This window comes from Paenibacillus sp. p3-SID1389 (genome assembly GCF_025151705.1).
GTDB lineage: Bacteria > Bacillota > Bacilli > Paenibacillales > Paenibacillaceae > Fontibacillus > Fontibacillus phoenicis.
In genome coordinates this window covers 26,363-48,179 of sequence record NZ_JALXVO010000035.1, presented here as the reverse complement: position 1 = coordinate 48,179, position 21,817 = coordinate 26,363, and the positions used below count along the sequence as shown (strand labels likewise).

Genomic DNA, 21,817 nt, shown 5'->3' with positions numbered 1-21,817 from the left:
TTTATCTTCCTTTGTCAGTTTATCTTTATGTTCAATAAATAATTTAGAACAAGAATATGCAGGTATAGAATAATCATATAATCCCATTCCATTTCGCCCTGATTTAAGTTCTTCAACAAGTTGTTTAGTTTCAGATAAAGCTAACAGAGGGTCGCTGTCATATTCCTCATATTTCTTATCTTTATTTTGACTTCTTTCACCAATCAAAAAATCTGACCATACTTGTAAAGAAGAGTATTTAATTAACTCTTGATATTGATTCTGTACTTGTTCGCTTTCCATTCTAAGTTCATCTGAAAGTTCTTTTGGACTAAATTCGATTAAAAGATTATTGTCATCATATTCCGATACTTTTGGTATTAAGTTCCGTCTATCCATTCTTGCCAACAATATTCCAAATGCTTTACTTGTTGAAGCGTCGGACTTGTACTGGTCAATTATTTTATACAATTTCTCGATGAATTCAGAATTTTGTTCTTCTGTAAATCCTTTTACTCCAAAAAGCTGATAATTTAAAAACAATGATTCTAAATTTGAACTTCTATGTTTCTCTTCGCAAGTCTTCAGTCTTTCATCTGCATATAAAATGTCTTTTATTTTGTCTAACCCATAACCGAATGAATATATCGATTTAACTTGAAACTCATTTGTGCATCTAATTGTGTCAAAATGAAATAATTCTATTGTGTTAAATAAAATTAAAGCTACATCATAGAATTTTTCTGGGTTTGCGAGCACAACGCTACACACAACTGAAGTAAGAGATACTGATTTAGTTTGAGTAAGAATATAAAGTAGAATTTTTTGAACTACTTCCGATTTCAAATGTTGAGCGATCTCCAAAAGAATCTGTTCCAATGCCATGTGTATTGATTCTAAAACATTTGGAACAACAGGGCTTCCATTGCCACGATACATACTCCAAATTGCCCAACTTAAATATTGCGTTACTTCATTTTCATTGATATATAATGTTATTTTTACAACATCTTTTTTACCATAGTCGGATTGGCTATATTTTTCAACAGCTCTGTTAGTAAAATTAATGATAAAATCCAGCGTTTCATAGAAAGCTATTTGTAATAGCCACTTTATTGGTGTTTGATTTGCACTTGAAGGAAAGTATTTGAATTCGTATTTATCGGTCAAGCCATATCTACTTTCCATGGAGTCTCTATCAAATCCAAATCTATCATGTTTATTTGGTTGTTGTTGCCAAAATAAATCACATAACTGAATAACGTATAAAGGAAGTGTCTTTATTAATTCTGTTGCTAAGTATGGTTTCTCTAATATTTTTGTACAAAGGCCTTCATAAGGGTCTCTATGGTGAGTCCATTTATTAGCAACAACCTTTTCGAAAATTGCTGATAATTCATTTTTTATCTCTTTGGATGCATTGAAAAATCACTTCCAAAATTTTTTCTTCTACTTTATCTTGAATAAAGAAGTTTTTTTCGGTTTCAGTTTTCTGTATTAAGCTGAGCGCTAACAAGCCGGCATGTCTTGTTGTTGCTCCCTCTTTATTGAAGTTGCACCAATCCGTTAATACAGGTAAAACTAATTTTAGATTATTTTCAAAAAAGTCCGATTTGTGTTTGTAAATAAGAGCAATTACTTCTTTCCAACCTCTACCTTTAGGCTTTATAACTTCTATATTTTCAACTGCTGAAACATCTGTGCATGCAATTCTTAACAAGAATAAGATGCGTCTTAATAATTCAAAATCATTTTTAATGATTTCATTCTCGAAAAAATTAAAAAAAGTCTCGGAATATTCTGATAACAGTACTGAAACTAAAATCTCATCTTTCCAAAATTGTGTTATGTCGTTACTGGTAAAGGCACCTTGAATAAAACTTTCTATTTCTTTATTGTTGTCTAATAATTGGTCAGAAAGCCACAATCTCAATGCTCTTCGTATAGGTAATGAATCTCCCAAATCATCGAAAAACTGTTTCGTATTCGAATGGTTTGAATAATTACGCGTAACTATCTTATCCAATGCCCATTCTTCATAAATATCATGAGTGATAAAGTATCCGTTATGTACTTCATCGTAACCAAGTATTTCATCTTGCCTTAAATTGTACAATGCTGCTTGTGATAAATTATCTGCATTGATATAAAACCTCCCTGTTTCACATCTTTGCTTAGCAATATTAATAATGCATTTTTCTCTTTCAAGATGTATATTGTCTTTTTGAACGATATTATTTTGTATCCGTTTTTTCCAAAGTAAGTCAACAAACTCCTTAAAGTTACCTCGTCTATCAATGCTTGAATAATGTTGAACATATTCACTCAAATAAAACAAGTTTCTTAGTCGTTCTACGAATTTTTGATTGTCGGGAAGTGAGAAATTAAAGTCTTCCGATATCGATATTAATTCATCAATACTTAGTAGAGAAACGTCAATCACAGTATAGGATAACAGATAGTTCTCTTTTATGTGAAAAGTTAAATCATTAAGATAACTATAGCGTGTTATAAAGATAATACTCCATTCATTTTCTTTTAATTTTTGTATTAATTCCCTAAGAATGTCGTTATTATTAATCTCTGCAAGTTTTTCTGCTGAATCAATTACAAAGACTTTCGTTGGTTCATCTTTATAAGCATTCAGAAACTGCGTAAATTTAAATTTATGGTCAAATTGAAATATATCATTAATGTGATTAACATTAAGTTCGTTCGCTTTAAAAACACAAATAGGTATTTTATTGAAATTAGAATTATAAAAATCCTTGAAAGTTGCTGTTTTACCACAACCACCTTCACCTGAAATAACAATGTTTTTTCTTTCCTGGCAATCTTTTGATATTGATTCAAGGATAGAAGTTCTGTCAATTTTAATCTGTTTGTCCCCTATGGTTATTTTGGTTTGAATTGCTTGTAAAATATTTTCGTTATGTTTAGAAATTTCATTAAGCAGATCTTCTTCATTTGGGTCTAGACTAAAAAAAATGTCATGCAAATATTTATTTGCAGGCAAAGATAATTGCAATTCAATATGACTTGGTACTCGCCATTGAATATTTATCCCCTCTGCCTTAGCGAATTGCTCAATGTCTAATTGATATTGGGGTTTCTTTTTACTTTTATTGGTGCTTTCGGATAGTTCTTGATTAATGTAAATAAATAATTCGTCTAAATCTTTATTTTTTGATTTGGCTTTTTTGATTGAATCAATAATGTCGTTTTTATTGTCAGCAATTGAAGTCATGTAGTATTTAGATTGAAAACCATAAAGTTTTCCATCTTTTTCCATAGGTTCAGTCTCGATTCCCGTTTGATTTTTGTAGCGAAATAGTCCAATTCTATTATTAAACTCTGCACAAAAAAGTAAATAAGACATTTGTTCAAATGCCCATGATTCTTGCTTATCATATTTTAATTGAAATATCTTCCAATTCATTTTATTACTCCTTTTGTTATACTATCTTCCTGGCATGAATGCTCAGAATTTATTTAAGAACCTCAAGCCAAAAATAGCATTCCCTCTTACATAGCATGTTAAATAATCAATTACCACGAAATTTGACTTTTTGATTCTTGCTTATTTTTAGGACAGTTGTGCACCATTTATCGTAAACATCTCCTTTATAAATAAGTTCGACATACAAATGAATTCCCCTTCTTTTCTTCCACGGCTTGATTTTGGAAGAAAATAACTAATTCTGACCAAAATTCACTTATTACTTCAAAACAAAGAACAGTTGGTACATGTACCAACTGTTCTTTGTTTTAAATTTCTATTTTCTAAATATTTATTAAATAGGGCATATTTATCGTTATTTTCTCACTTTTCATTAGCCATAATTCGCAAGTTTTTTTGTTGATTTCAAATGGTAATAACAAATGAGATTTATCTAATTCTTACGAGCACTTGCTATACCCGCAGTTGCTGCAAGTTTTGCAGCCCTCGATGTTGATCAGCGAGGCGGAGCCGCAGGATGGGCACAGGTCGCGCGAGGTGGCCGGTGCGCTGCCGTGGCTGTAGCCGCCATGCGAGCCGTCTGCCGTGCCGTGAACGTGTGCTGTCTCCTGTGCAACCGTTGCGGCTACCGGCGCTGGGTCGTGGTCGCCGTAAGGTCCGTTTTGTACGTGCGTCTCCAACGCTTTGGCGACGGCGTCCGCGATCGATTCTACACGGTTCGGACCAAAGCCGATTGCTCCCGTTCCGCCGATGCCTTTGAGGTGCTTAATCAGCAGTTCAACCTTCTCGCCATGGTCGCCGTAACGCAGGAACAGCGAGCAGACGCGGCCAAGGGCTTCGGCCATCGCGAATACGTCAGAACCCGCTTTCCCTACGTTCAAGAAGATCTCACCTGGAGTCCCGTTCATGTCATTGATTGTGATATAAGCCATGCCAAACGGCGTGTTAATTTTATACGTTGCTCCATGCAGCACTTGCGGGCGTCTCTTGTATTGTTCGCCGGTTTTTGGGCTGCTAGCTTGAACCGAAGCACTTGCCGGTTGTGGAGTTGCCGGTGCACTAGCTTGAGCTGGTGCTTCCTCTTTCTTCTCCTCTTTCTTCTCGGTTTGCAGAACTTGCACGTCGCGGCTGCCGTCACGGTAAATCGTTACGCCTTTGCAGCCCAAGTCGAAGGCTAGTTCATACAGCCGTTTCGTATCTTCAACCGTGAAGTCGGACGGGCAGTTGGCCGTTTTCGAGATCGAGCTGTCCACCCAACGTTGAATGGCTGCTTGTACGCGGATATGATCTTCCGCAGACAAATCCATCGCCGTTACGAAGTAATCCGGCAACGGTTCGCCCGGATGCGCGTCCATCCATTCCTGAGCGATCGGCACGAATTGCTCGTCGAAGCCGAGACGGCTTTGACGGTAATATTTGAAGGCAAAGTACGGTTCGATCCCCGTCGAGGTGCCTACCATCGTCCCCGTGCTGCCCGTTGGCGCTTGGGTAATGATGGTGACGTTGCGAATCCCTTTGGTACGAACTGCTTCGCCAACTTCCGGATACACTTCCGTCATGTTCTTCATAAAGCCGCTTTGCAGGAATTTATCAGCTTCAAATGCCGGGAAGGAGCCTTTCTCTTCTGCGATATCCGCAGAGGCCAAGTAAGCTTCCTTCGCAATGAAGCCATACAATTTATCGAGGAATTCCAGCGATTCCGGGCTGCCGTAACGGATGTTCAGCTTGATCATCAGCTCGGCCAGACCCATCGTTCCGAGGCCGACGCGGCGCTCTTTTTTCTGGTTCTTCTCGTTTTCTTCAAAATGATAAGGCGTCTTGTTGATGACATTGTCCAAGAAGCGAACCGAATAACGCGTAGTTGTCGCCAGTTCATCCCATGCGACATCGTGTTTCTCTTCATCGTAGAACTTGGACAAGTTCATTGCCGACAGGTTACATACGCCCCAGCCCGGCAACCCTTGCTCCCCGCACGGATTCGTACAAATGATCGGGTTAAAGTACCAGCTGTTGGACATTTGGTTATAGTATTCCATGAAGACCACGCCCGGCTCAGCGGATTTCCAAGCCGATTCGATGATCGTATGCCAGATTTCACGCGCCTTGACGGTACGGTAGTGGATGACTTTACGTCCATCGGCTCTCCATTTATCGAGATCGCCGTCCCACACCTCGTTGTAATCCTCATAAGTTGTATCCGGGAATACCAAATCCCAATCGAGGTCTTCCTTCACAGCTTTCATGAAGGCGTTGCTGACGCAAACCGACAGGTTCGCATTGGTCACTTGGCCCATCGTTTGCTTCACGGTAATGAAGTCCAGCACATCCGGATGCCAGTCATTGATCATCAGCATCAACGCACCGCGACGGCTGCCGCCTTGCTCAATCAGACCAGTAGTGTAGCTGAACAAGCCTCCCCAAGAAACCGCACCGCTGGAAGAACCGTTCACGCCACGAACGATCGCACGACGCGGACGAAGGGAGCTCAAGTTAATCCCAACGCCGCCGCCGCGAGCCATGATCTCGGTCATTTCGGACAGAGTTTCCATAATGCCGCCCCGGCTGTCCTTCGGTGAAGGAATAACGTAACAGTTGAACAATGTTAATTCATCGCTCGCACCAGCGCCAGCTGCAATCCGTCCGCCCGGAACAAGCTTCCAATCATCCAGAATATAACGGAATTTCTCTTCCCATTCCTTCTGTTTCTCCGGCGTCTCCTCTACCGAAGCCATCGCTTTGGCCAGACGGTCCCACATTTCTTCAGGCGTTTTCTCGATATTGAGGGTCAGCTTCTCGACGTCGGTCTCCACCAGATCTCCCCGGCGGGTCTTCACCGTGACCTTGCGACCGTCACGGGCAACAACCTCCCCTACTTCCTTCGTCGGGAATTTGGGGTCGTCCTTCGTCAGAACAAGTACGACATCGCCTACTTTAGCGTGGCTAGGATCTGCGTCCTTCCAGGCGTACCGGTCCAAGAAGATTTTCTCACTTAGCCCCTCAAGGCGCTGTTTTTGCACAGTTTTCAAAGAAAACACCCTCCTAAAAATTGATTCAGAGTATCCATTAATTAATCGGTCATTCGCCTCGTTTCCTGAAGTGAAAATTAGGCAAAAAAACGAAAAAAAACGCTGTATCAAGCCGGAATCTGCCCACTTGATCACCGCGGCACACACCCTGTAAACGGTAATATCATATGTATGAATCACAATATATTGTGTGCGAATACCATTATACTATACAATATCTCGTTGTCATAGCAGTTCAGAGTGAAATTTTAGGCTTTAATCCGATTTCATCTGGCCCAACCCCCCGTTTCCTTCCATTCTCTCTATTTTTCAGACTCAAAACTATGAAACCGCTTTGTAACCATTTCCAAGAAACCAGGGAAACATCTCCTAAGTTTAATTGAATTTGAATTAACATAATTTTAACAATTGATCGATGCCACTCCGCGAAAAAGGAGTAACCTAGTATATGAGGTTCATAATTTACGAGGAGATGAGTTCAAGTGAAAGCGTTAAGATGGCATGGCGTCAAGGACCTAAGACTGGAGAACATCGAGGAGCCGAAGGCGGAACCGGGTAAAGCGAAAATCAAGGTGGAATGGTGCGGCATTTGCGGCAGTGATCTGCATGAATATGTAGCTGGCCCGATATTCATTCCGCTGGAAACCCACCCGCTCAGCGGAGATAAAGCGCCAATCGTCATGGGACATGAATTTTCCGGACAAGTGGTTGAGGTTGGCGAAGGCGTCACCCGCGTAGCTGTCGGCGATCGCGTTGTCATTGAACCGATTTATGCTTGCGGAACCTGCGAGGCTTGTAAACAAGGGAAATATAATCTTTGCGATAAAATGGGCTTCTTCGGCCTGGCGGGCGGAGGCGGCGGATTCTCCGAATATGCTAATGTACCGGAACAAATGCTGCATAAAATCCCGGATTCAGTATCTTTCGAGCAAGGCGCTCTGGTCGAGCCATCCGCTGTAGCTCTTCACGCTGTTCGCTCCAGTGAATTGAAAGTAGGCGATAAAGCCGCTGTGTTTGGCATCGGGCCAATTGGTCTGCTCGTGATCGAAGCGCTGAAGGCTTCAGGCGCATCGGAAATCTATGCAGTCGAGCTGTCCGAGGAACGGAAACAGAAAGCTGCCGAGCTTGGCGCCATTGTCATTGATCCAAAAGAATACGATGCCGTTGAGGAAATTCACAAACGCACTCAAGGCGGTGTGGATGTCGCCTATGAAGTAACCGGAGTTTCTCCTGTGCTCACCCAAGCGATCCAATCCACCAAAATTGGCGGCGAAACGATGATCGTCAGCATTTTCGAGAAGGAAGCTTCCCTCCATCCGCAAAACATCGTCATGAAGGAACGCACCGTGAACGGCATTATCGGCTATCGCGATGTCTTCCCGGCGGTAATCAGCTTGATGGCTCAAGGGTACTTCTCGGCGGACAAGCTGGTGACGAAGCGCATTAAGCTGGACCAAGCCATCGATGAAGGCTTTGAAGGACTCCTCAAAGAGCGGAACCAAATCAAGATCCTGGTGAAAGCAGAGTAAAATAGTACACAGAAATTCGCCGGTCAGGGAGATAATCCCTGACCGGCTTTTTTACATATCAGAAAGTTAGCATCCCGCCTCCCCTCCTGCCCTTCCAAAGTTATGAACTCCTTCCTTTTCGTCCATACTACACCTACGTCTGCAATTTAAGCACAAGAGCTGCCTGATTCGGATTTCTTCTCACCGTAATCGAGCTGATAATTACGCACCGAAAGGGAGGTTTTACACTATGAATCCACATCCCTCCGGCCCTTCCCCCCACCCGGCCGCGTCGCCAGACCTGCACGCCCCGATTCCCATCGACTTCGACCGAAGCTGGTTCAACGAACTGGAGACCCGGCATCAAAAGGGCGGCCCCTGGGACGATTGGAAGCTGTTTAACCTTGCCCTTGAGGCCGAAACCGCTTCGCTTGTGACCAGCTTTGAGGAAATGCAGTGCTTAAAGCATCTGAACAATGTCACCCCGCTGCCCCATCAGACGGAAACTGCCCGCAAAGTCTTGTTCGAGATGCGTGGACGGGCCATTTTGGCTGACGAGGTGGGACTGGGGAAGACGATCGAAGCAGGTTTAATTTTAAAAGAATATATCGTGCGCGGATTAGTGAAAAAGGCGTTGATCCTGGTGCCCGCCTCCTTGGTGCTGCAATGGGTTCGGGAGCTGAACCAGAAGTTCGGCATTCCAGCCGTTGCCCAGAAGAAGGAGCATTCCTGGCACAACGACGTAGTGGTCGCGTCCATGGACACGGCAAAGCGCGACCCACATAAGAACATTCTGCTCAACAACGAATACGATCTGGTGATCGTGGACGAAGCCCATAAGTTGAAAAACAAGAAAACGTCAAATTACCAGTTCATGCTGCAGCTGCGAAAAAAATATTGCCTGCTCCTCACCGCCACCCCGGTGCAAAACGACCTCGGCGAGCTGTTCAACTTGATCACGCTCCTGAAGCCGGGACAACTGGGCGGTCAAAGCGAGTTTGCCGCCAATTTCGTCGTTGACAAGCGGCTGCCGAAGAATGAGGAGCAGCTGAAGGATGAGCTGGCCAAGGTCATGATCCGTAACCGGCGCGGCGACGGAGAGTTGGAATTCACCAAGCGGATCGTCCGCAACATCGATGTGGAGTTATCCCCTGAGGAGAAGAATCTGTATGATGGGGTCACTTCCTTTGTCAAAGACCAATATCAGGCCAACGGCGGCGACCTGAACAGCATGCTGTCCCTTGTCACCTTGCAGCGCGAGGTGTGCAGCAGCCGCGACGCCGTATTTGTTACGCTGGTGAACTTGTCGAAGAAGCTCGCTCCAGACTCCCCGATCCGCGACCGGATATGGGATCTCGTCGACCTGATCCGTCAGATCAAGGCCAATAGCAAAGCGGAGAAAGCAATGGAGCTAATCCGCGAGATGAACGACAAGGTGATCGTGTTCACCGAGTATCGTGCGACGCAGGAGTATTTGCTGAAATACTTCCGCGAGCGCGGGATGACGGCGGTGCCGTATCGGGGCGGAATGAATCGCGGCAAAAAAGACTGGATGATGGACCTGTTCCGCGGCCGCGCTCAGGTCATGATCGCTACTGAAGCGGGCGGCGAAGGGATCAATCTGCAGTTTTGCCACCAGATGATCAACTTCGACTTGCCGTGGAACCCGATGCGTGTGGAGCAGCGGATTGGCCGCGTCCATCGTTTGGGGCAAACCAATGACGTCCATATTTATAACCTGTCCACCAAAGGCACGATTGAAGAACACATCCTTCACTTGCTGCATGAGAAGATCAATATGTTCGAAATGGTCATCGGCCACCTGGATGTGATATTGGAACGGTTCGAGAAGCAGCATTCCCTGGAAAAAAGCCTCTACCAAATCATTCTGGAATCCGGCAGCGATGAGGAAATCGCCAGCCGCGTCGATTCGCTGGGACGCAAGTTCGATACGATTAAATCCGAGCTGGATGCAGAAGCCGAAGACCGCGGGGACAGCGGTGGCCTGCAGCAGCTCTTGGGAGGTTAAACGGTTATGTCCATGACCCGAGAGCAGATTCGCGATTTTGTGATGACTTATTTGGAAGCGACGGAATGCCAGTTTCTCGAAAAATCGCCCCATCACGTCACGGTGAAGCTCTCCCCCCGCGCCGACCGCGATTTGACGAACCGCCCTTATTATTGGGGGTTCATCGATCGGACCGGAGCGGAGCCGGAAACGATGTCGTTTTCGTTTATTTTTGACCCGGAGGCGCATCAAGCGGCTGAGAAAGCGAAAGCAGCTCAAGAGCAGGCGAACGCCGGGCAACCGATGGAAACCGCCCAGGAGGACACCCTGCTGGGGCGTTACTTTGGCGCGGTCCGGCCGCTGCCGGTGCTTGGCCCCGGACGGATTCAGCGCGAAGAGCTGGCGTTTGGCAGCCCGCGGCTCAAACAGATTTTTGAGGCGGCACGAAAAGGCGGCCGCTACGTGTACTTGTTCGAGGAGCCGGGACCACGGCAGCGAACCGCCCTGCTGCCCGCCGCCTATGAGCCGTGGCTCGGGGTTTGCTTTAAGGTGGAGTTCTGCTGTGATATGAAGCGGGAGGAGCTCCATTTTTACGGGGTATCCTTGCAGTCTGGTACGGTCGATGAATCGTTTCAGTCGCGAATCGCAGGCAAGCCGCTGGTTCCCCGATTGCCAGAGAATATCCATATCGAGCCTACCCGCCTGTCCTTGGATGCCGGTCGGCTGGCATTGGAACAGCGTCTGACCGAACGGATCCAGGCCTATGACGACAGCTGGGCGAAGGAAGCGCGCGAACGGCTGAGCGATGAGTTGGCATTGATCGACGCCTATTACAAGGATTTGATCAAAGATCCTGAACCCGAGCGGGCGCAAGGCGCAACGGAGCAATATGAAGCGAGACGGGAGGAAATCCGCTGGCAATATGAGCCGAGAATTGTCGTATCCGCCATGGGCTGCGGCATCTTTCATCTGCGTTCGCCGAGGTAACGACAAATAGACGGATCTCGCTAAAAGACCGCAAAAATAGAAGCGGTTGGCAGACCAGCCGCGCGACAGGTTGTAACATCCTTTTTGGACCGGCTTCGGTACAATGGACAAGCAATCGAAATTTAATGGCCAAGGTGCCAAACGAATTGCCAGGGAGGCGATCTCATGCTGCAACCGCGTTATTCCCGAACCAACCTGAAGAAACGATCGATTACATGCAAAATTCTCTTATGCGCAAGCATCTTATATAGTGCAGCCAGCACAGTGGGAGGGCTTGGCGGCCTGGGCGCAGCGGCCGCCGAAGGCACAGGCAGCGCGGCCGGCGCGTGGACGGGGACGGTCGCGCTGGCGACGATGCGGGCCACGGCGGATACGCCAGCGCCGGAGGCGCTGCGGCGCTTTGCCGCCGAGGCCATCGACAAGCTGGCCCAGTCCGAGCCGTTTACGGCTTGGGCTGGCGCCGGCGCCGCCATCGAGCCGCTGGGACCGGGCACGCACAGCTGGCTCGTCACCGTAGCCGCCGGCGGTGCGGCTGGAACGCCGCGCGGCTACCTCATCATCTCCGCGACAGAGAGCGGAGATTACAAACTGGTCGAATACGGAATGGGCGCTTATTCCGTATTCGACCCGGCGCTGCTCGAGGCCGCCCTGCGGCAGAGCGGCCTCGGCGCAGCCGCTGCGGGACGCGTGACCGCCGTCCCGCTCTACGCCGGCCCGGCATTGGCCGCGTGGAGGGTTCACCTGCCCGAGGGCGGTGAACCCGGCTACGTCAATGCCGCCGACGGCGAATGGCTGCCCGAGACGACGGGCAGCTGGGACAAGCAGGCGGGCGGCTATGCGCCGCCGCGGCTGGCCGCCGGCAGCCGCGATTCCCTATCGCCCGCCCCTATGGTCTATACGTCATCCCGCTTCGATCCTTACGACAATCTGCGATGGATGACGGCCAAGCCTTTGACGCTGAAGCCTGACGCCTTCACCGGTAAATTAACAGCGAGCCAGAAGCTCGTCTATGCGGCTTCCGGAGCCGAACGCACTTATTCCTTTCCTTTGCCGGTCTACGGCTATCAAATTTGGAAGAGCGACAGCTTGTCCGAGGCGCCAACCGCACCATCGGCAGAAGCCGGGGCCGAAACCGAGGCCGTCTACGTTGTCACCGGCACCGACACCACCCTCCGGCTGATCGCGCTGGATGCCTTGATGGCCAGCGGTAAATTCGTCACTTTCTAGCTGCTGAACCTATAGAGAAGAGCACTGCCCTTAGCTGGCAGTGCTCTTTTTGGCTTAATCACGCGTACCCTTTCAGGCGATTCCTGCAAAAATACAGTTTTTTGAGACGGAATCGCCGTTTTATCTAAAATAACTGCAAAAGTGCAGGCTTTTTGCCCCCAAATCCTCCATTTGCCCCAATTCGCGAAAAATAACTGCAGTTTTGCAGGCTTTCGCTGAAAAATCAGGATTTCCCCGAAAAAAACTGCACTTTTGCAGCTTTCTCCGGGCAAATACCTCCGGCGGACCCTATGAACCCGCCGCCGAACCCGTACCTCCCTCTGCGGCGGCCTGCGCCGTCAATCGTGCCGGTCGGCTGAGCAGCTGGCGCAAGCTGTCCAGATTGGTCAACACCGTGCCGGCGATAATCGCGACCCCGCCCAACACCGCAAACCATCCGGCCGTTTCTCCGTAAAACAATACGCCAATCGTCATCGCAATCAGCGGCGATACGTACAGCCAAGTTGACGGAAACACCGGGTTGGTCTTGGCCACCAGCCAGTAAAACAAGCTGTGCCCCACCATCGAACCCACCACGGTTAAATATAACAGCGAGCCTAAGGCAGTCGGCTCTAGCAGGTCCCCCGCCGTCACCCGCTCGGTGAAGCCCGACAGGAGGAACAGCAGCAAGCCGCCGTAAATCATTTGTGCGGCGTTCAGCGCAATCGGCGACACCGCTGCAAAATTCTCAGTGACTCGTTTGGTATACAGAGCGCCGATCGAATACATTACTTCCCCGGTCAAAATCGCCGCGCAACCGATTACCCAGCGGGGTCCGGCCTGTACCGACACCATGTTGGGCAGCACCAGCAGCATGACCCCGGCCAAACCGATCATGATGCCCAGGACGGCGCGTCCCGTCGCTTTTTGCCGCAGCACCATCATCTGCAGCAGCAGGATCATCAGCGGCCCTGTAGCCGATAATACCGCAGCGACGCCGGACGTGACGTATTGCTCCGCCCAATAAAGTAACGCAAACGTCCCGAAGGTCAGCAAAGCTCCCGTCACCAGCATTTCCTTGCGCAGCAGCAGGGTCCACTCCGCTTTTTTTCTCCAAACCATCCACAGAAACAGAATCGCCCCGGCCGCGAAGAAGCGGATCCCCGCGGAGAAAAACGGAGGCGCCGCATGATCTACCCCGATTTTTATCGCTAAAAACGTCGTGCCAAATACGAGACATACGATCAAATAGTTGACCACAATCATGGAAATCTTCCCCTTTCAGCTGTTGAAATGTATCATACAGGAAAGAGGACAGAACAGATGACTCATCATAGAACAGATACTCGGGCTTTACGGATAAAATAGACTCACGCCACAAAGCGAAGGAGAGATGGCGATGAACATAAGGCCAAAGCCGGCAGAGCCTGGGAGGATTCGGTATACGCAAGTGTATAAGTATATCCTGGACCGGATTCATCGGGGGGATTGGAAGGCGCACGATAAGCTGCCCTCCGTGCGTGAGTTAGCGGGCGAGCTGCAGCTTCACCGGTTAACCGTCTTCCGGGCCTACGGGCTGCTGAAGGAGCAAGGATACATTTACGTCAAGGAAAAATCCGGTTATTACGTGTCCGGAGGCCGACCGTATACTGATTCCGCCGAACCCGAGGATGCGAGCAACACCCGTTCCAACCTGACCACCGGCGGAGCAGGCGGAACAACGTTTAACGCTCTAGCTCGGCACGGGACCGGTCATCTGCAGAATACCTTAAGCGAGATTCACCAGATCCCAGCGGTCTACTCTTTCTCCCAAGCGCTCATCGACCCGAACCTGCTGCCGAATCTGTTCCTGTCAGACCACGTGAAGCAGGTGTTCGACCGTTATCCTAAGCTGCTGGGCACCTATTCCTCCGTCCAGGGGGACGAGGAGCTGCGGGAACTGCTCTGTGCGGATATGCAGCGAAAAGATAAGCTTCAAGTCTCCTGCGACGAGCTGCTGATCACGACCGGCGGCCAGCAAGCGATCGACCTGCTGGCTGGCGTTTTTCTTCGTCCGATGGATTATGTGTTGGTGGAACGCCCAACCTACAGCTCGGCGCTCGATTGCTTCCGTCAGCGGGGCGCGCGTCTCCTCCCTGTGGAGATTCATCGGGACGGATATGACCTCGACCTTGTTGAGGGTTATATGAAGCGCCATAAACCCCGGATGTTTTATATGAATCCTACATTTCATAATCCGACGGGATTTATCGTGCCGGCCAGCCAACGCAAGCGGCTGGTGGAGCTGGCCGAGCGCTACGGCTGCCTGATCGTCGAGGACGACGCGGTTCATGACGTTTATTTCGATGCGCCGCCTCCCCCGCCGCTCTATTCCTACGATACGGAAGGCTGGGTTGTATACCTGCGCACCTTCAGCAAATACCTGGCGCCGGGGCTGCGCATATGCGCCGTTGCCGCTCGCGCGGCGGTAATGGCCCCGCTGCTGACGGCCAAATCGCTGGCCGACAACGGCACGCCGCTGGTCAACCAGAAGCTGTTCCAGCACTGCTTCGAGTCCGAGCGGCTCCAGCAGCACCTGGAGAAGCTTCGGACGGCGCTGCAGATTCGCCGGGACGTGATGGAGCAAGCGCTTGCCGCCGGCACCGGATGGCAGTGGTACCGTCCGCAAGGCGGATTAAACTTGTGGGTCCGCCTTCCTGAAGGCTTAAGCTCCAATCAACTGCTCACCGAGGGCGTCCGCCGCGGGTTGACGTTCGTCCCCGGAACGATTTGTGATCCCTTGGGGGAAATGGATGACCGGATCCGACTCAGCTTTTCGTTTAAGAATGAGGCACAAATTCGTGAAGGCGTTCACCTGTTGGTCCAGTTAGCGGATGAGTTGGCGCGAGGGGGATGAGTTGGTGCAGGGCAAATGGGCACGAAGGCGAAGATGACGATGGCAATGACAAAGAAAGAATATCCCCGGCTCCCAAGCGCATCTAAAAACAGCCGCCCTCTCCCTTTCGGGACAGAAGGCGGCTGTCATCAATAACCGGGTTCAGCTTCGGCTTACTCAAACTTTCCGTGAGTGAGAAGCCTGTTCTTTTCTCTGGGCTTCTTTCTTCTTTGGCTTGGGAAGCTGCCCGGCCCACAGGGAGATGGAGGACGGGATCATGCCGAACCAGCGCCGGCTCCACGGTTCCTTCGCCTTCGACCGCTCGCGGCGGATTTCCCGCGGGGTTTCCACGTAATCTACTACCCGTTCGGTGATATATTTGACCAATTCGTCACCTTTGGCCATGGAGATAAGCTCCTTTCTCGCATTGTCGTTCTTCGTTAGCCCTAGTTTGCGCCGATTCCCTCCACCTTAAACCCGCAAATCCCCAGACGTATGACCGCAGCCGCGGAATGCATGATTTCCCCGCCGCAGGTTCACTCTATAGAGGAAGTATCTCCTGAAAGGTGAGACAAATGGGAAAAATGATACGATGCCTGTTAACGCTAACGTTGACGGTCTCCATTGCCTTGGGAAGCGGCATCGCTCCGGCCGCGGCGGATGAAGGCAACGACCTCAGGCATGCCTTCCCCGAGCCGGTGATTCTGATCGATGCCGGCCACGGCGGAATCGACGGCGGCACGTCTTATAAACAATATCTCGAAAAGGACATCAATCTCGAAATCGGGCGTCGGCTTTACGTCGTCCTCCGAAGCCACGGCTACCGCGCGATTCTCAACCGGACTGGTGATTACGCCTTAAGCGACGACAACCGCTGGCTTCCAAGCCGCTCGCGGCACCTGCGGGATTTGGCGCAGCGCAAGGAACTTAGCGAACAGTTGCCCGCTTCGATCGTCGTCAGCCTGCATGTCAACTGGGGACGGAGTCCGGCCAAACGCGGACCGCTTGTGCTCCATCATAATGAAGGACGCAGCGCCATACTAGCCGCTTCGATTCAACGGTCGCTGGAGCGGTTTTACCAGCTGGACGTTTCCCGAACCCCGGAGCTTGGCAAGCCGTTTTATTTATTGAACCATATCGATTGTCCGGCTGTAATTGTAGAGATGGGCTTCCTCAGCAACGAGGAAGACCGCGCTATCCTCACGAACAGACGCGGTCAACAGAAGATTGCCGAAGCATTGTATCGCGGCATCGCCGAATACTTTACGGTAATGTAAACCCCGGTCCCAGCTGAAGGCTGGGACTAATTTGTTCCCAGACCAGCTCACTCGTCCCGATGAATTGGACACCTTCAGCCTGTAAAATTGGGATGTTCTTTTTCAAGGCGGCCGCGGTTTTCTTACCCTGTACCCCTACATGCCCGATCGTTACGCAGCTATTGCGCTTACCTTTATTTAGGATGTTCAGGACCTGCCGCAGTTGTTTCGTAACATGCGCTTCGCTGCCTACATCGTCCAGAAAAATATCGTTTTCCAGCCGGGGCAGCCCCATCTTCTCGCTTAAGCGGGGAACAACGGACCGAGAGTTCGTTTTGCTGTCAATGAAAAATAACCCCCGCTCGCGGCATACCTCCAAAATCACCGACATCACCCGCTCGTCCTCAGTCACCTTCGAGCCCATATGATTGTTCATCCCGATGGCATAGGGAACTTGGTCAATCGCGGCTTCAACCCTTTGCCGGATCTCCTCGTCTGTCATGCTGGAGAGGATCGCCCCAGGTCCCAACCATTCCGCCTTCCCTTGCTTGGGCTCCATCGGCATATGAATGATCACGTCGTGCCCGTACTCATGCGCCCGCCGGGCATCCTCCTGCGTCGTTTCCAGGAATGGCATGACCGCCACGGTTAATTTGATCGGCAGGTTGAGGATTTCCTCTGTACCGGCCATCCCGTTCCCTAAATCGTCGATAATCACCGCCACCTTGTGGGAAGCGGATCGCGGTTTGAGGGCGGCCTTATGATCTTGTGTTTCTGACTTCAGTTCACTTGATTCCGTGCCCGGGTTCTCTGCTAAATTATTTGCTGTCGGCGCGGCTTGTCCGCTAATCGAGGCCGTTAGCAACAGCGCGGCAAGACCACCGGCAGCCAGTATTGGGATCCGTCGAACCAGTTTTTTGAAATAGGACATGAGGCTTCCTCCTTTCTCTTAAGCAACGATGGGCTAGATCAAGCTCCCGCGATATTCTCTTCGCCGCGTAAGACAGGTCCACGCCAGATCAATGGCAAATAACAATAGTAGCGCCGGCCCAACCACCGGCCATACAGGAGAAACGCTTCGATAGGCCTGTTCCGCCAGCGGGTGCACCACTTTCAGCGTGAATACCGACAGAACGCCCCAATACAACGAAAACTTCAGACAAATATGGCCGCCAAGCTGGAAGCGCAACCCCGAATAATCCCACCATCTCCGACCAAACAACATCAGCAGCAAGCAGCCGCTAACTCCTTCCACTACGGTGGGGATGATTAAGCACAGCAATCCGGTAAGCAGTAGCCGGTGTCCTCCACCCTCCTGGACAAGCCACAGCAACAGAACTGGGGCAACGCCGTACATCGGCTTAAACGGTCCTTTCATAAAACCTTCCTTCCAGAACTCGCCTTGCGTAAAAAGGTTGTACACATTTTCGAGCAGCCAGCCAAATAACGCATACAGCAGAAAGTAAAAAGCGATTTCTCCCGCCGTCAATCCACACCAGCCTCCTTTCTGCTAGTATGACTGTCCCTGTCCGGAAACATGCGCTACGCCGCCCTTACCTGAGCTTGATCCAACCTATAAAAAAAGACCCCCGTAGAGTGAAGCCTTAAATCAGACTTCTCTCCCCAGGGGTCGGCTCTCTTCCCATCAGCCCTGCACCTGGATCTTCTTCAACGTCTGGACCCGTTCTTGAATTAGCGTAATAAATTCCCGTGCCGCCGCACCAAGGTATTTATCCTTCAGGTACACGATCCCTACCTTCCGGGTCAAAGAAGGATTCCGCAGCGGAAGGAGGCATAATTTTTCCAAATCGTACATTTCCAACAGCGTCTTGGACAGGATCGTTACGCCTGCGCCGGAACGGACTAGCTGCAGCAAGGAATCGATGGTGGTTGTTTCGATGTGGGGGTGCAGCGTAAACCCCTTGATTGCACAAGCCGCATCAACCAGTTGGCGGCAGCGATGCGTCTCGGGAAACATCACCACCGGCTCTTGCGCAATCCGCTTGAAATCGACGGAGGATTGCCCGGCGAGCGGATGATCCGGCGAAGCGACGAAATAGAATTCTTCATTATAGAGAGGAATGACCGCAAACCGTTCGTCTTCCTCCTGCAGGATCGTCACGGCAAAGTCCGCCTCCCCCGATACCAAGTATTCGACGACGTCTTCGACCCCCAGCAGTTTGAGGTGCAAGCGGGGATGCCGCGGGTAAAATTCACTTTAAACGGACTAACTTCTGCGACTGCATCCATCATTCGCCTTGGAAGGAATAAGCCCTTTCGCAGCAGCTTGACGGAACAACCCTTTTTCCGCACTTATTTAGCCGCCTCCATCGTTCACTTCACCCTTCTCTTTTTTCCGCCAATAAAGGGTTGACCTGAAATGCATTTCATCGATTAAAGTATCTTCAGATAATGAATCGGAACAATCGAGGTGAAGAACCGATGTATGGTTACGAGGAGACGATCGCTGAAATGGAACAGCGCCACGCCGCATGGCTCCAGCTCTTGGACCAATCAGCCGATCGGTTGGAGGAGGCGCTGCTGGAGCTGCCGGTGCCGCAGAACGTAAAGGCGTATGCCTACTTGCAGGGATTAACCCGGTTTCATAACTCGCTGCTTGCCTTGCGTTTGCTTGTCGTTTCCGGTTTCAGCGAGGAGGCAGCCGGTCTGTTGCGTCACATGACAGAAGCGGCGGCGATGGTAAGATACATCTCGATGAGCGGGGATTCGCAAGTATGGCCCCTCGTCGAGAAAGCGGGGTCTGTTCCTTGGGATCCAGCTGACGCCGCCAAACCGGATGGCGTTCCAAACCCGCGAACGCTTGCGGAGCAAGAAGACTGGTTTCCGCCGATTGGCCCCTCCCCGTTTGATGCAACCGACCTGCTTTCCAAGGGGTGCCGACTGGCTGAACTACTGCTGGAAACCCTCCCGGAATAAGGTCCTTATGGCGTTTCTACTGGAGGGTTCAGCGAGAAACCGTCACTTCGTGATATAGTAGAAAACAAGCATGTGACGTGCGTAAGCTGCTGGATCAGGGAGGTTTTAGTAGAAATCATGTTTAACCAAATTGTATGCGCGGACAACGTTGGGCTCGAAGCCTGGGCCTTCGAGGAATTGCAAAAGCACTCGAAACAGCCCATCCTCCGGTTTGACCACGATCCGCAAAGCAAAGACGAGTTAATGGAAAGGATCCAAGGAGCGGATTGTGTCTTGGTATCCTGGAGAACGAGAATCGATGATGAGGTGATCGCAAAGAGCCCTGCGATTCGATATATCGGAATGTGCTGCAGCCTGTATGATGAGCGGTCGGCCAACGTCGATATCCCTGCGGCAAGGGCCCGCGGCATCGAGGTTCGTGGCGTCCGGGATTACGGCGATGAAGGGGTTGCCGAATTCATTTTGAGCGAGCTCATCCGTTTGCTCAAAGGCTTGGGCCCGCACCAATGGCAAAGTGAACCGATTGAGCTGCAGCAGCGCAAGCTGGGGATCATCGGGATGGGCGCGACCGGCAAAATTTTAGCGCATCGGGCTTCCGCCTTCGGCATGCAAGTCCAATATTTCAGCCGGAGCCGCAAACCGGATTGCGAGCAGGCAGGGTATGCATATGCTCCGCTTCACGATCTGCTGCAAACCTCAGAAATCATCTCCATGCATTTGCCTAGAAACACCCAGCTCCTTGGGCCCGAAGAATTCGCCGCTTTGGGGCATGGTAAAATTTTGGTGAATACCTCTCTGGGTGCACCATTTGATGCCGCTGCCTTTCGGGAATGGGTCCAAGCGAGCGGAAACTATGCGATTTTTGACGCGGACGGTGCCGGGGAGTTCAAAGCTGAGCTTCACCGCTACCCCCAAATCATCTATACCGCGAAAGTATCGGGTTTCACCCGGGAAGCAAGGGGACGGTTATCCTATAAAGTACTGGACAATCTAACGGGGTATCTTAGCACGAACCCATGAAAAAACAGCCTCCCAACCGCTCCGAAGAGCGAGTTTGCGAGGCTGTTCTTTATAAGATGCGGTCGAGAGGACTCGAACCTCCACGGGGGGTTAGCCCACACGGACCTGAACCGTGCGCGTCTGCCAATTCCGCCACGACCGCATATATATGGGTTGATGCATCGTTTGCAGCAACAGAATTTATATTATCACTTATTTTTTAAAGAGTCAACAAAAAATACCTAGTCCAACATGCAGATGATAGTTCAGAGGGGCTGGTATTAAGCTCTAACTCCCTTTATACTTGATACTTGAAAATATCCCGATGTATGAACTTGGAAATGGAGACCTTTATCGATGTTGACTCATTCCAATCCTTCAATTAAGAAGCAGATTTATGATCGAATTGCATTTCTCGGCACCGTCTCCAAAGCCGATTTAATGAACGAATTTCCGCTCACCCCCAGCAGCATGACGCGGTTCCTGGAGGAGATGACCTCCCGGGGGCTGCTCGTCATCTCCGGGCTGGGGAACTCGACCGGCGGCCGCAAGCCGATCCTGTTCCAGACCAATCCGAAGTATCGGTATATCTTGGGGCTGGAGATTTCCCGAATTTACTCGGTCCTCGGATTGTATGACATGCATTTGACCCCGTTGTCGCGGGCCCGCTGGAAAATGGACGAACACATGACGCCGGAGGTGCTGTCTGACCTTGTTGCCGACACCGCCAAGACGTTTCTTCAAGAGCACGGCATCACATCCGCCGACGTTCTGGGTCTCGGCATCGGGGCGGTGGGCCCGCTGGATCACCAAAACGGCATCATCCTCGAACCGGAGTGGTTCCCCGCATCTTACTGGAGCCATGTCCCGATCTGTGCCATGCTTGAAGAAAGGCTCGGAATCCCCGCCAAGCTTGACAACGGCGCCAACACAGCGCTGATCGGCGAACACTGGGCGCTGCGCTCGGATACAATCCGGCATGCCCTTTATGTGCATGTTGGCGTAAATATCCGTTCAGCCGCCATGTCGGAAGGCCGGATTCTCCGGGGCGCCGCCGATACCGAGGGAGCGATTGGGCAAATGATCATTCAGATGAATGGGCCAAAGCTCCGCAATAAAGGCAACTCCGGCGCGTTGGAAGCTTTTGTGTCCGTACCTGCGCTGGAAGATCGGGTACGTGCAGAGCTGAAAGCCGGCCGCAGCAGCGTGTTGTCCGGCCTAGCCCCGGAGCAGATCAACTTCGCCACCCTTGTGGACGCTCTGTCGCAGGATGATCCGCTGGTTAAGGAACAATTTCAGGAAACGGCCGTTTGCCTCGGAACCGGATTGGCCAATTTGATTAATGCTTTGCACCCCGAATACGTTGTGCTAGGCGGCCCTCTGATCAGCGCCCACCCGCTCGTCTTCGATACCGCGGTTGAGGTCGCCAAGCAAAATGCCTACCATTACCCCGAGTACAATCCGCTCTTTACCCAAGGGCAGCTGACTGAATCCGCCGTAGCCACGGGAGCCGCGCTGATGGTGCTGCAGCGTTGGTCAGGTGAATAAAGCTAAACCCAAAAGGCGTTGTTCGCAC

16 protein-coding genes, 1 tRNA gene and 1 pseudogene are annotated in these 21,817 nt (G+C 50.4%); 9 read left to right on the top strand and 9 right to left on the bottom strand.

The genetic code is table 11. From position 1 onward, the window contains the following. The 3 genes from M3G15_RS14665 to M3G15_RS14655 all read right to left on the bottom strand — a co-directional run. On the bottom strand, positions 1-1,167 hold a 1,167-nt coding region (locus tag M3G15_RS14665), incomplete at its 3' end, for a hypothetical protein (protein WP_260071359.1). Positions 1,168-1,375: 208 nt separating this feature from the next. After that, positions 1,376-3,418 (bottom strand): NACHT domain-containing protein, encoded by a 2,043-nt coding sequence (locus tag M3G15_RS14660; RefSeq protein WP_260071358.1) that lies wholly within the window; start codon positions 3,416-3,418, stop codon positions 1,376-1,378. 461 nt (positions 3,419-3,879) lie between these two features. Beyond that, a complete protein-coding gene (locus tag M3G15_RS14655) occupies positions 3,880-6,465 on the bottom strand; it encodes an adenosylcobalamin-dependent ribonucleoside-diphosphate reductase (RefSeq protein ID WP_260071357.1) in 2,586 nt (861 codons plus the stop codon). Between the two features lie 482 nt (positions 6,466-6,947). On the opposite strand from M3G15_RS14655, the gene M3G15_RS14650 reads away from it, so the two are divergent. The 4 genes from M3G15_RS14650 (at position 6,948) to M3G15_RS14635 (ending at position 12,195) form a co-directional block, all read left to right on the top strand. After that, positions 6,948-7,994 carry a 2,3-butanediol dehydrogenase gene (locus M3G15_RS14650; protein WP_260071356.1) on the top strand — a complete coding sequence of 349 codons (1,047 nt, stop codon included), beginning with the start codon at positions 6,948-6,950 and terminating at the stop codon, positions 7,992-7,994. Between the two features lie 229 nt (positions 7,995-8,223). Continuing rightward, the gene (locus M3G15_RS14645) at positions 8,224-10,002 is read left to right on the top strand and encodes a DEAD/DEAH box helicase (protein ID WP_085169781.1); all 1,779 of its coding nucleotides are present in this window, start codon (positions 8,224-8,226) and stop codon (positions 10,000-10,002) included. A 6-nt stretch (positions 10,003-10,008) separates the two neighbouring features. Beyond that, entirely contained in the window at positions 10,009-10,968 is a 960-nt protein-coding gene (locus tag M3G15_RS14640; protein ID WP_016312661.1) for a YqhG family protein, read from the top strand. 165 nt (positions 10,969-11,133) lie between these two features. Beyond that, entirely contained in the window at positions 11,134-12,195 is a 1,062-nt protein-coding gene (locus M3G15_RS14635) for a hypothetical protein (RefSeq protein WP_260071355.1), read from the top strand. 288 nt (positions 12,196-12,483) lie between these two features. Here M3G15_RS14635 and M3G15_RS14630 read toward each other — a convergent pair whose 3' ends face one another. After that, complete coding sequence (locus M3G15_RS14630) at positions 12,484-13,440, bottom strand: DMT family transporter (RefSeq protein WP_009222855.1); 957 nt, start codon at positions 13,438-13,440, stop codon at positions 12,484-12,486. A 133-nt stretch (positions 13,441-13,573) separates the two neighbouring features. Here M3G15_RS14630 and M3G15_RS14625 point away from each other — a divergent pair, with 133 nt between their 5' ends. After that, the gene (locus tag M3G15_RS14625; protein WP_009222854.1) at positions 13,574-15,070 is read left to right on the top strand and encodes an aminotransferase-like domain-containing protein; all 1,497 of its coding nucleotides are present in this window, start codon (positions 13,574-13,576) and stop codon (positions 15,068-15,070) included. A gap of 156 nt (positions 15,071-15,226) precedes the next feature. On the opposite strand, the gene M3G15_RS14620 is transcribed toward M3G15_RS14625, so the two are convergent. Beyond that, the gene (locus M3G15_RS14620; protein WP_009222853.1) at positions 15,227-15,454 is read right to left on the bottom strand and encodes a YqzE family protein; all 228 of its coding nucleotides are present in this window, start codon (positions 15,452-15,454) and stop codon (positions 15,227-15,229) included. 161 nt (positions 15,455-15,615) lie between these two features. Here M3G15_RS14620 and M3G15_RS14615 point away from each other — a divergent pair, with 161 nt between their 5' ends. After that, complete coding sequence (locus M3G15_RS14615; protein ID WP_397376630.1) at positions 15,616-16,326, top strand: N-acetylmuramoyl-L-alanine amidase family protein; 711 nt, start codon at positions 15,616-15,618, stop codon at positions 16,324-16,326. Here the strand turns inward: M3G15_RS14615 and M3G15_RS14610 are convergent. From M3G15_RS14610 to M3G15_RS14600, 3 genes and pseudogenes are all read right to left on the bottom strand, one after another. Beyond that, positions 16,313-17,236, bottom strand: coding sequence for a divergent polysaccharide deacetylase family protein (locus M3G15_RS14610; protein ID WP_260071353.1), 924 nt, complete (start codon positions 17,234-17,236; stop codon positions 16,313-16,315). The genes M3G15_RS14615 and M3G15_RS14610 overlap by 14 nt on opposite strands. Positions 17,237-17,269: 33 nt before the next feature. Next, positions 17,270-17,794 carry a putative ABC transporter permease gene (locus M3G15_RS14605; protein WP_009222850.1) on the bottom strand — a complete coding sequence of 175 codons (525 nt, stop codon included), beginning with the start codon at positions 17,792-17,794 and terminating at the stop codon, positions 17,270-17,272. Between the two features lie 156 nt (positions 17,795-17,950). Further along, positions 17,951-18,508, bottom strand: a pseudogene (locus M3G15_RS14600) (LysR family transcriptional regulator substrate-binding protein); the annotation flags it as partial. 239 nt (positions 18,509-18,747) lie between these two features. On the opposite strand from M3G15_RS14600, the gene M3G15_RS14595 reads away from it, so the two are divergent. Further along, positions 18,748-19,242 carry a hypothetical protein gene (locus M3G15_RS14595; RefSeq protein WP_260071352.1) on the top strand — a complete coding sequence of 165 codons (495 nt, stop codon included), beginning with the start codon at positions 18,748-18,750 and terminating at the stop codon, positions 19,240-19,242. 117 nt (positions 19,243-19,359) lie between these two features. Beyond that, positions 19,360-20,262 carry a D-isomer specific 2-hydroxyacid dehydrogenase family protein gene (locus M3G15_RS14590; RefSeq protein ID WP_260071351.1) on the top strand — a complete coding sequence of 301 codons (903 nt, stop codon included), beginning with the start codon at positions 19,360-19,362 and terminating at the stop codon, positions 20,260-20,262. Between the two features lie 57 nt (positions 20,263-20,319). Here the strand turns inward: M3G15_RS14590 and M3G15_RS14585 are convergent. Continuing rightward, positions 20,320-20,404, bottom strand: a tRNA-Leu gene (locus M3G15_RS14585). 194 nt (positions 20,405-20,598) lie between these two features. On the opposite strand from M3G15_RS14585, the gene M3G15_RS14580 reads away from it, so the two are divergent. Continuing rightward, a complete protein-coding gene (locus M3G15_RS14580) occupies positions 20,599-21,789 on the top strand; it encodes an ROK family protein (RefSeq protein ID WP_260071350.1) in 1,191 nt (396 codons plus the stop codon). Positions 21,790-21,817: the final 28 nt, after the last annotated feature.

Excerpts from the sequence above, each read along its gene's own strand:
- M3G15_RS14635 (WP_260071355.1), top strand. The coding sequence starts at position 11,134 with ATGCTGCAACCGCGTTATTCCCGAACCAACCTGAAGAAACGATCGATT.
- M3G15_RS14580 (WP_260071350.1), top strand. The coding sequence starts at position 20,599 with ATGTTGACTCATTCCAATCCTTCAATTAAGAAGCAGATTTATGATCGA.
- M3G15_RS14610 (WP_260071353.1), bottom strand. The coding sequence starts at position 17,236 with ATGTCCTATTTCAAAAAACTGGTTCGACGGATCCCAATACTGGCTGCC.
- M3G15_RS14660 (WP_260071358.1), bottom strand. The coding sequence starts at position 3,418 with ATGAATTGGAAGATATTTCAATTAAAATATGATAAGCAAGAATCATGG.
- M3G15_RS14620 (WP_009222853.1), bottom strand. The coding sequence starts at position 15,454 with ATGGCCAAAGGTGACGAATTGGTCAAATATATCACCGAACGGGTAGTA.
- M3G15_RS14645 (WP_085169781.1), top strand. The coding sequence starts at position 8,224 with ATGAATCCACATCCCTCCGGCCCTTCCCCCCACCCGGCCGCGTCGCCA.
- M3G15_RS14595 (WP_260071352.1), top strand. The coding sequence starts at position 18,748 with ATGTATGGTTACGAGGAGACGATCGCTGAAATGGAACAGCGCCACGCC.
- M3G15_RS14630 (WP_009222855.1), bottom strand. The coding sequence starts at position 13,440 with ATGATTGTGGTCAACTATTTGATCGTATGTCTCGTATTTGGCACGACG.
- M3G15_RS14625 (WP_009222854.1), top strand. The coding sequence starts at position 13,574 with ATGAACATAAGGCCAAAGCCGGCAGAGCCTGGGAGGATTCGGTATACG.
- M3G15_RS14590 (WP_260071351.1), top strand. The coding sequence starts at position 19,360 with ATGTTTAACCAAATTGTATGCGCGGACAACGTTGGGCTCGAAGCCTGG.
- M3G15_RS14640 (WP_016312661.1), top strand. The coding sequence starts at position 10,009 with ATGTCCATGACCCGAGAGCAGATTCGCGATTTTGTGATGACTTATTTG.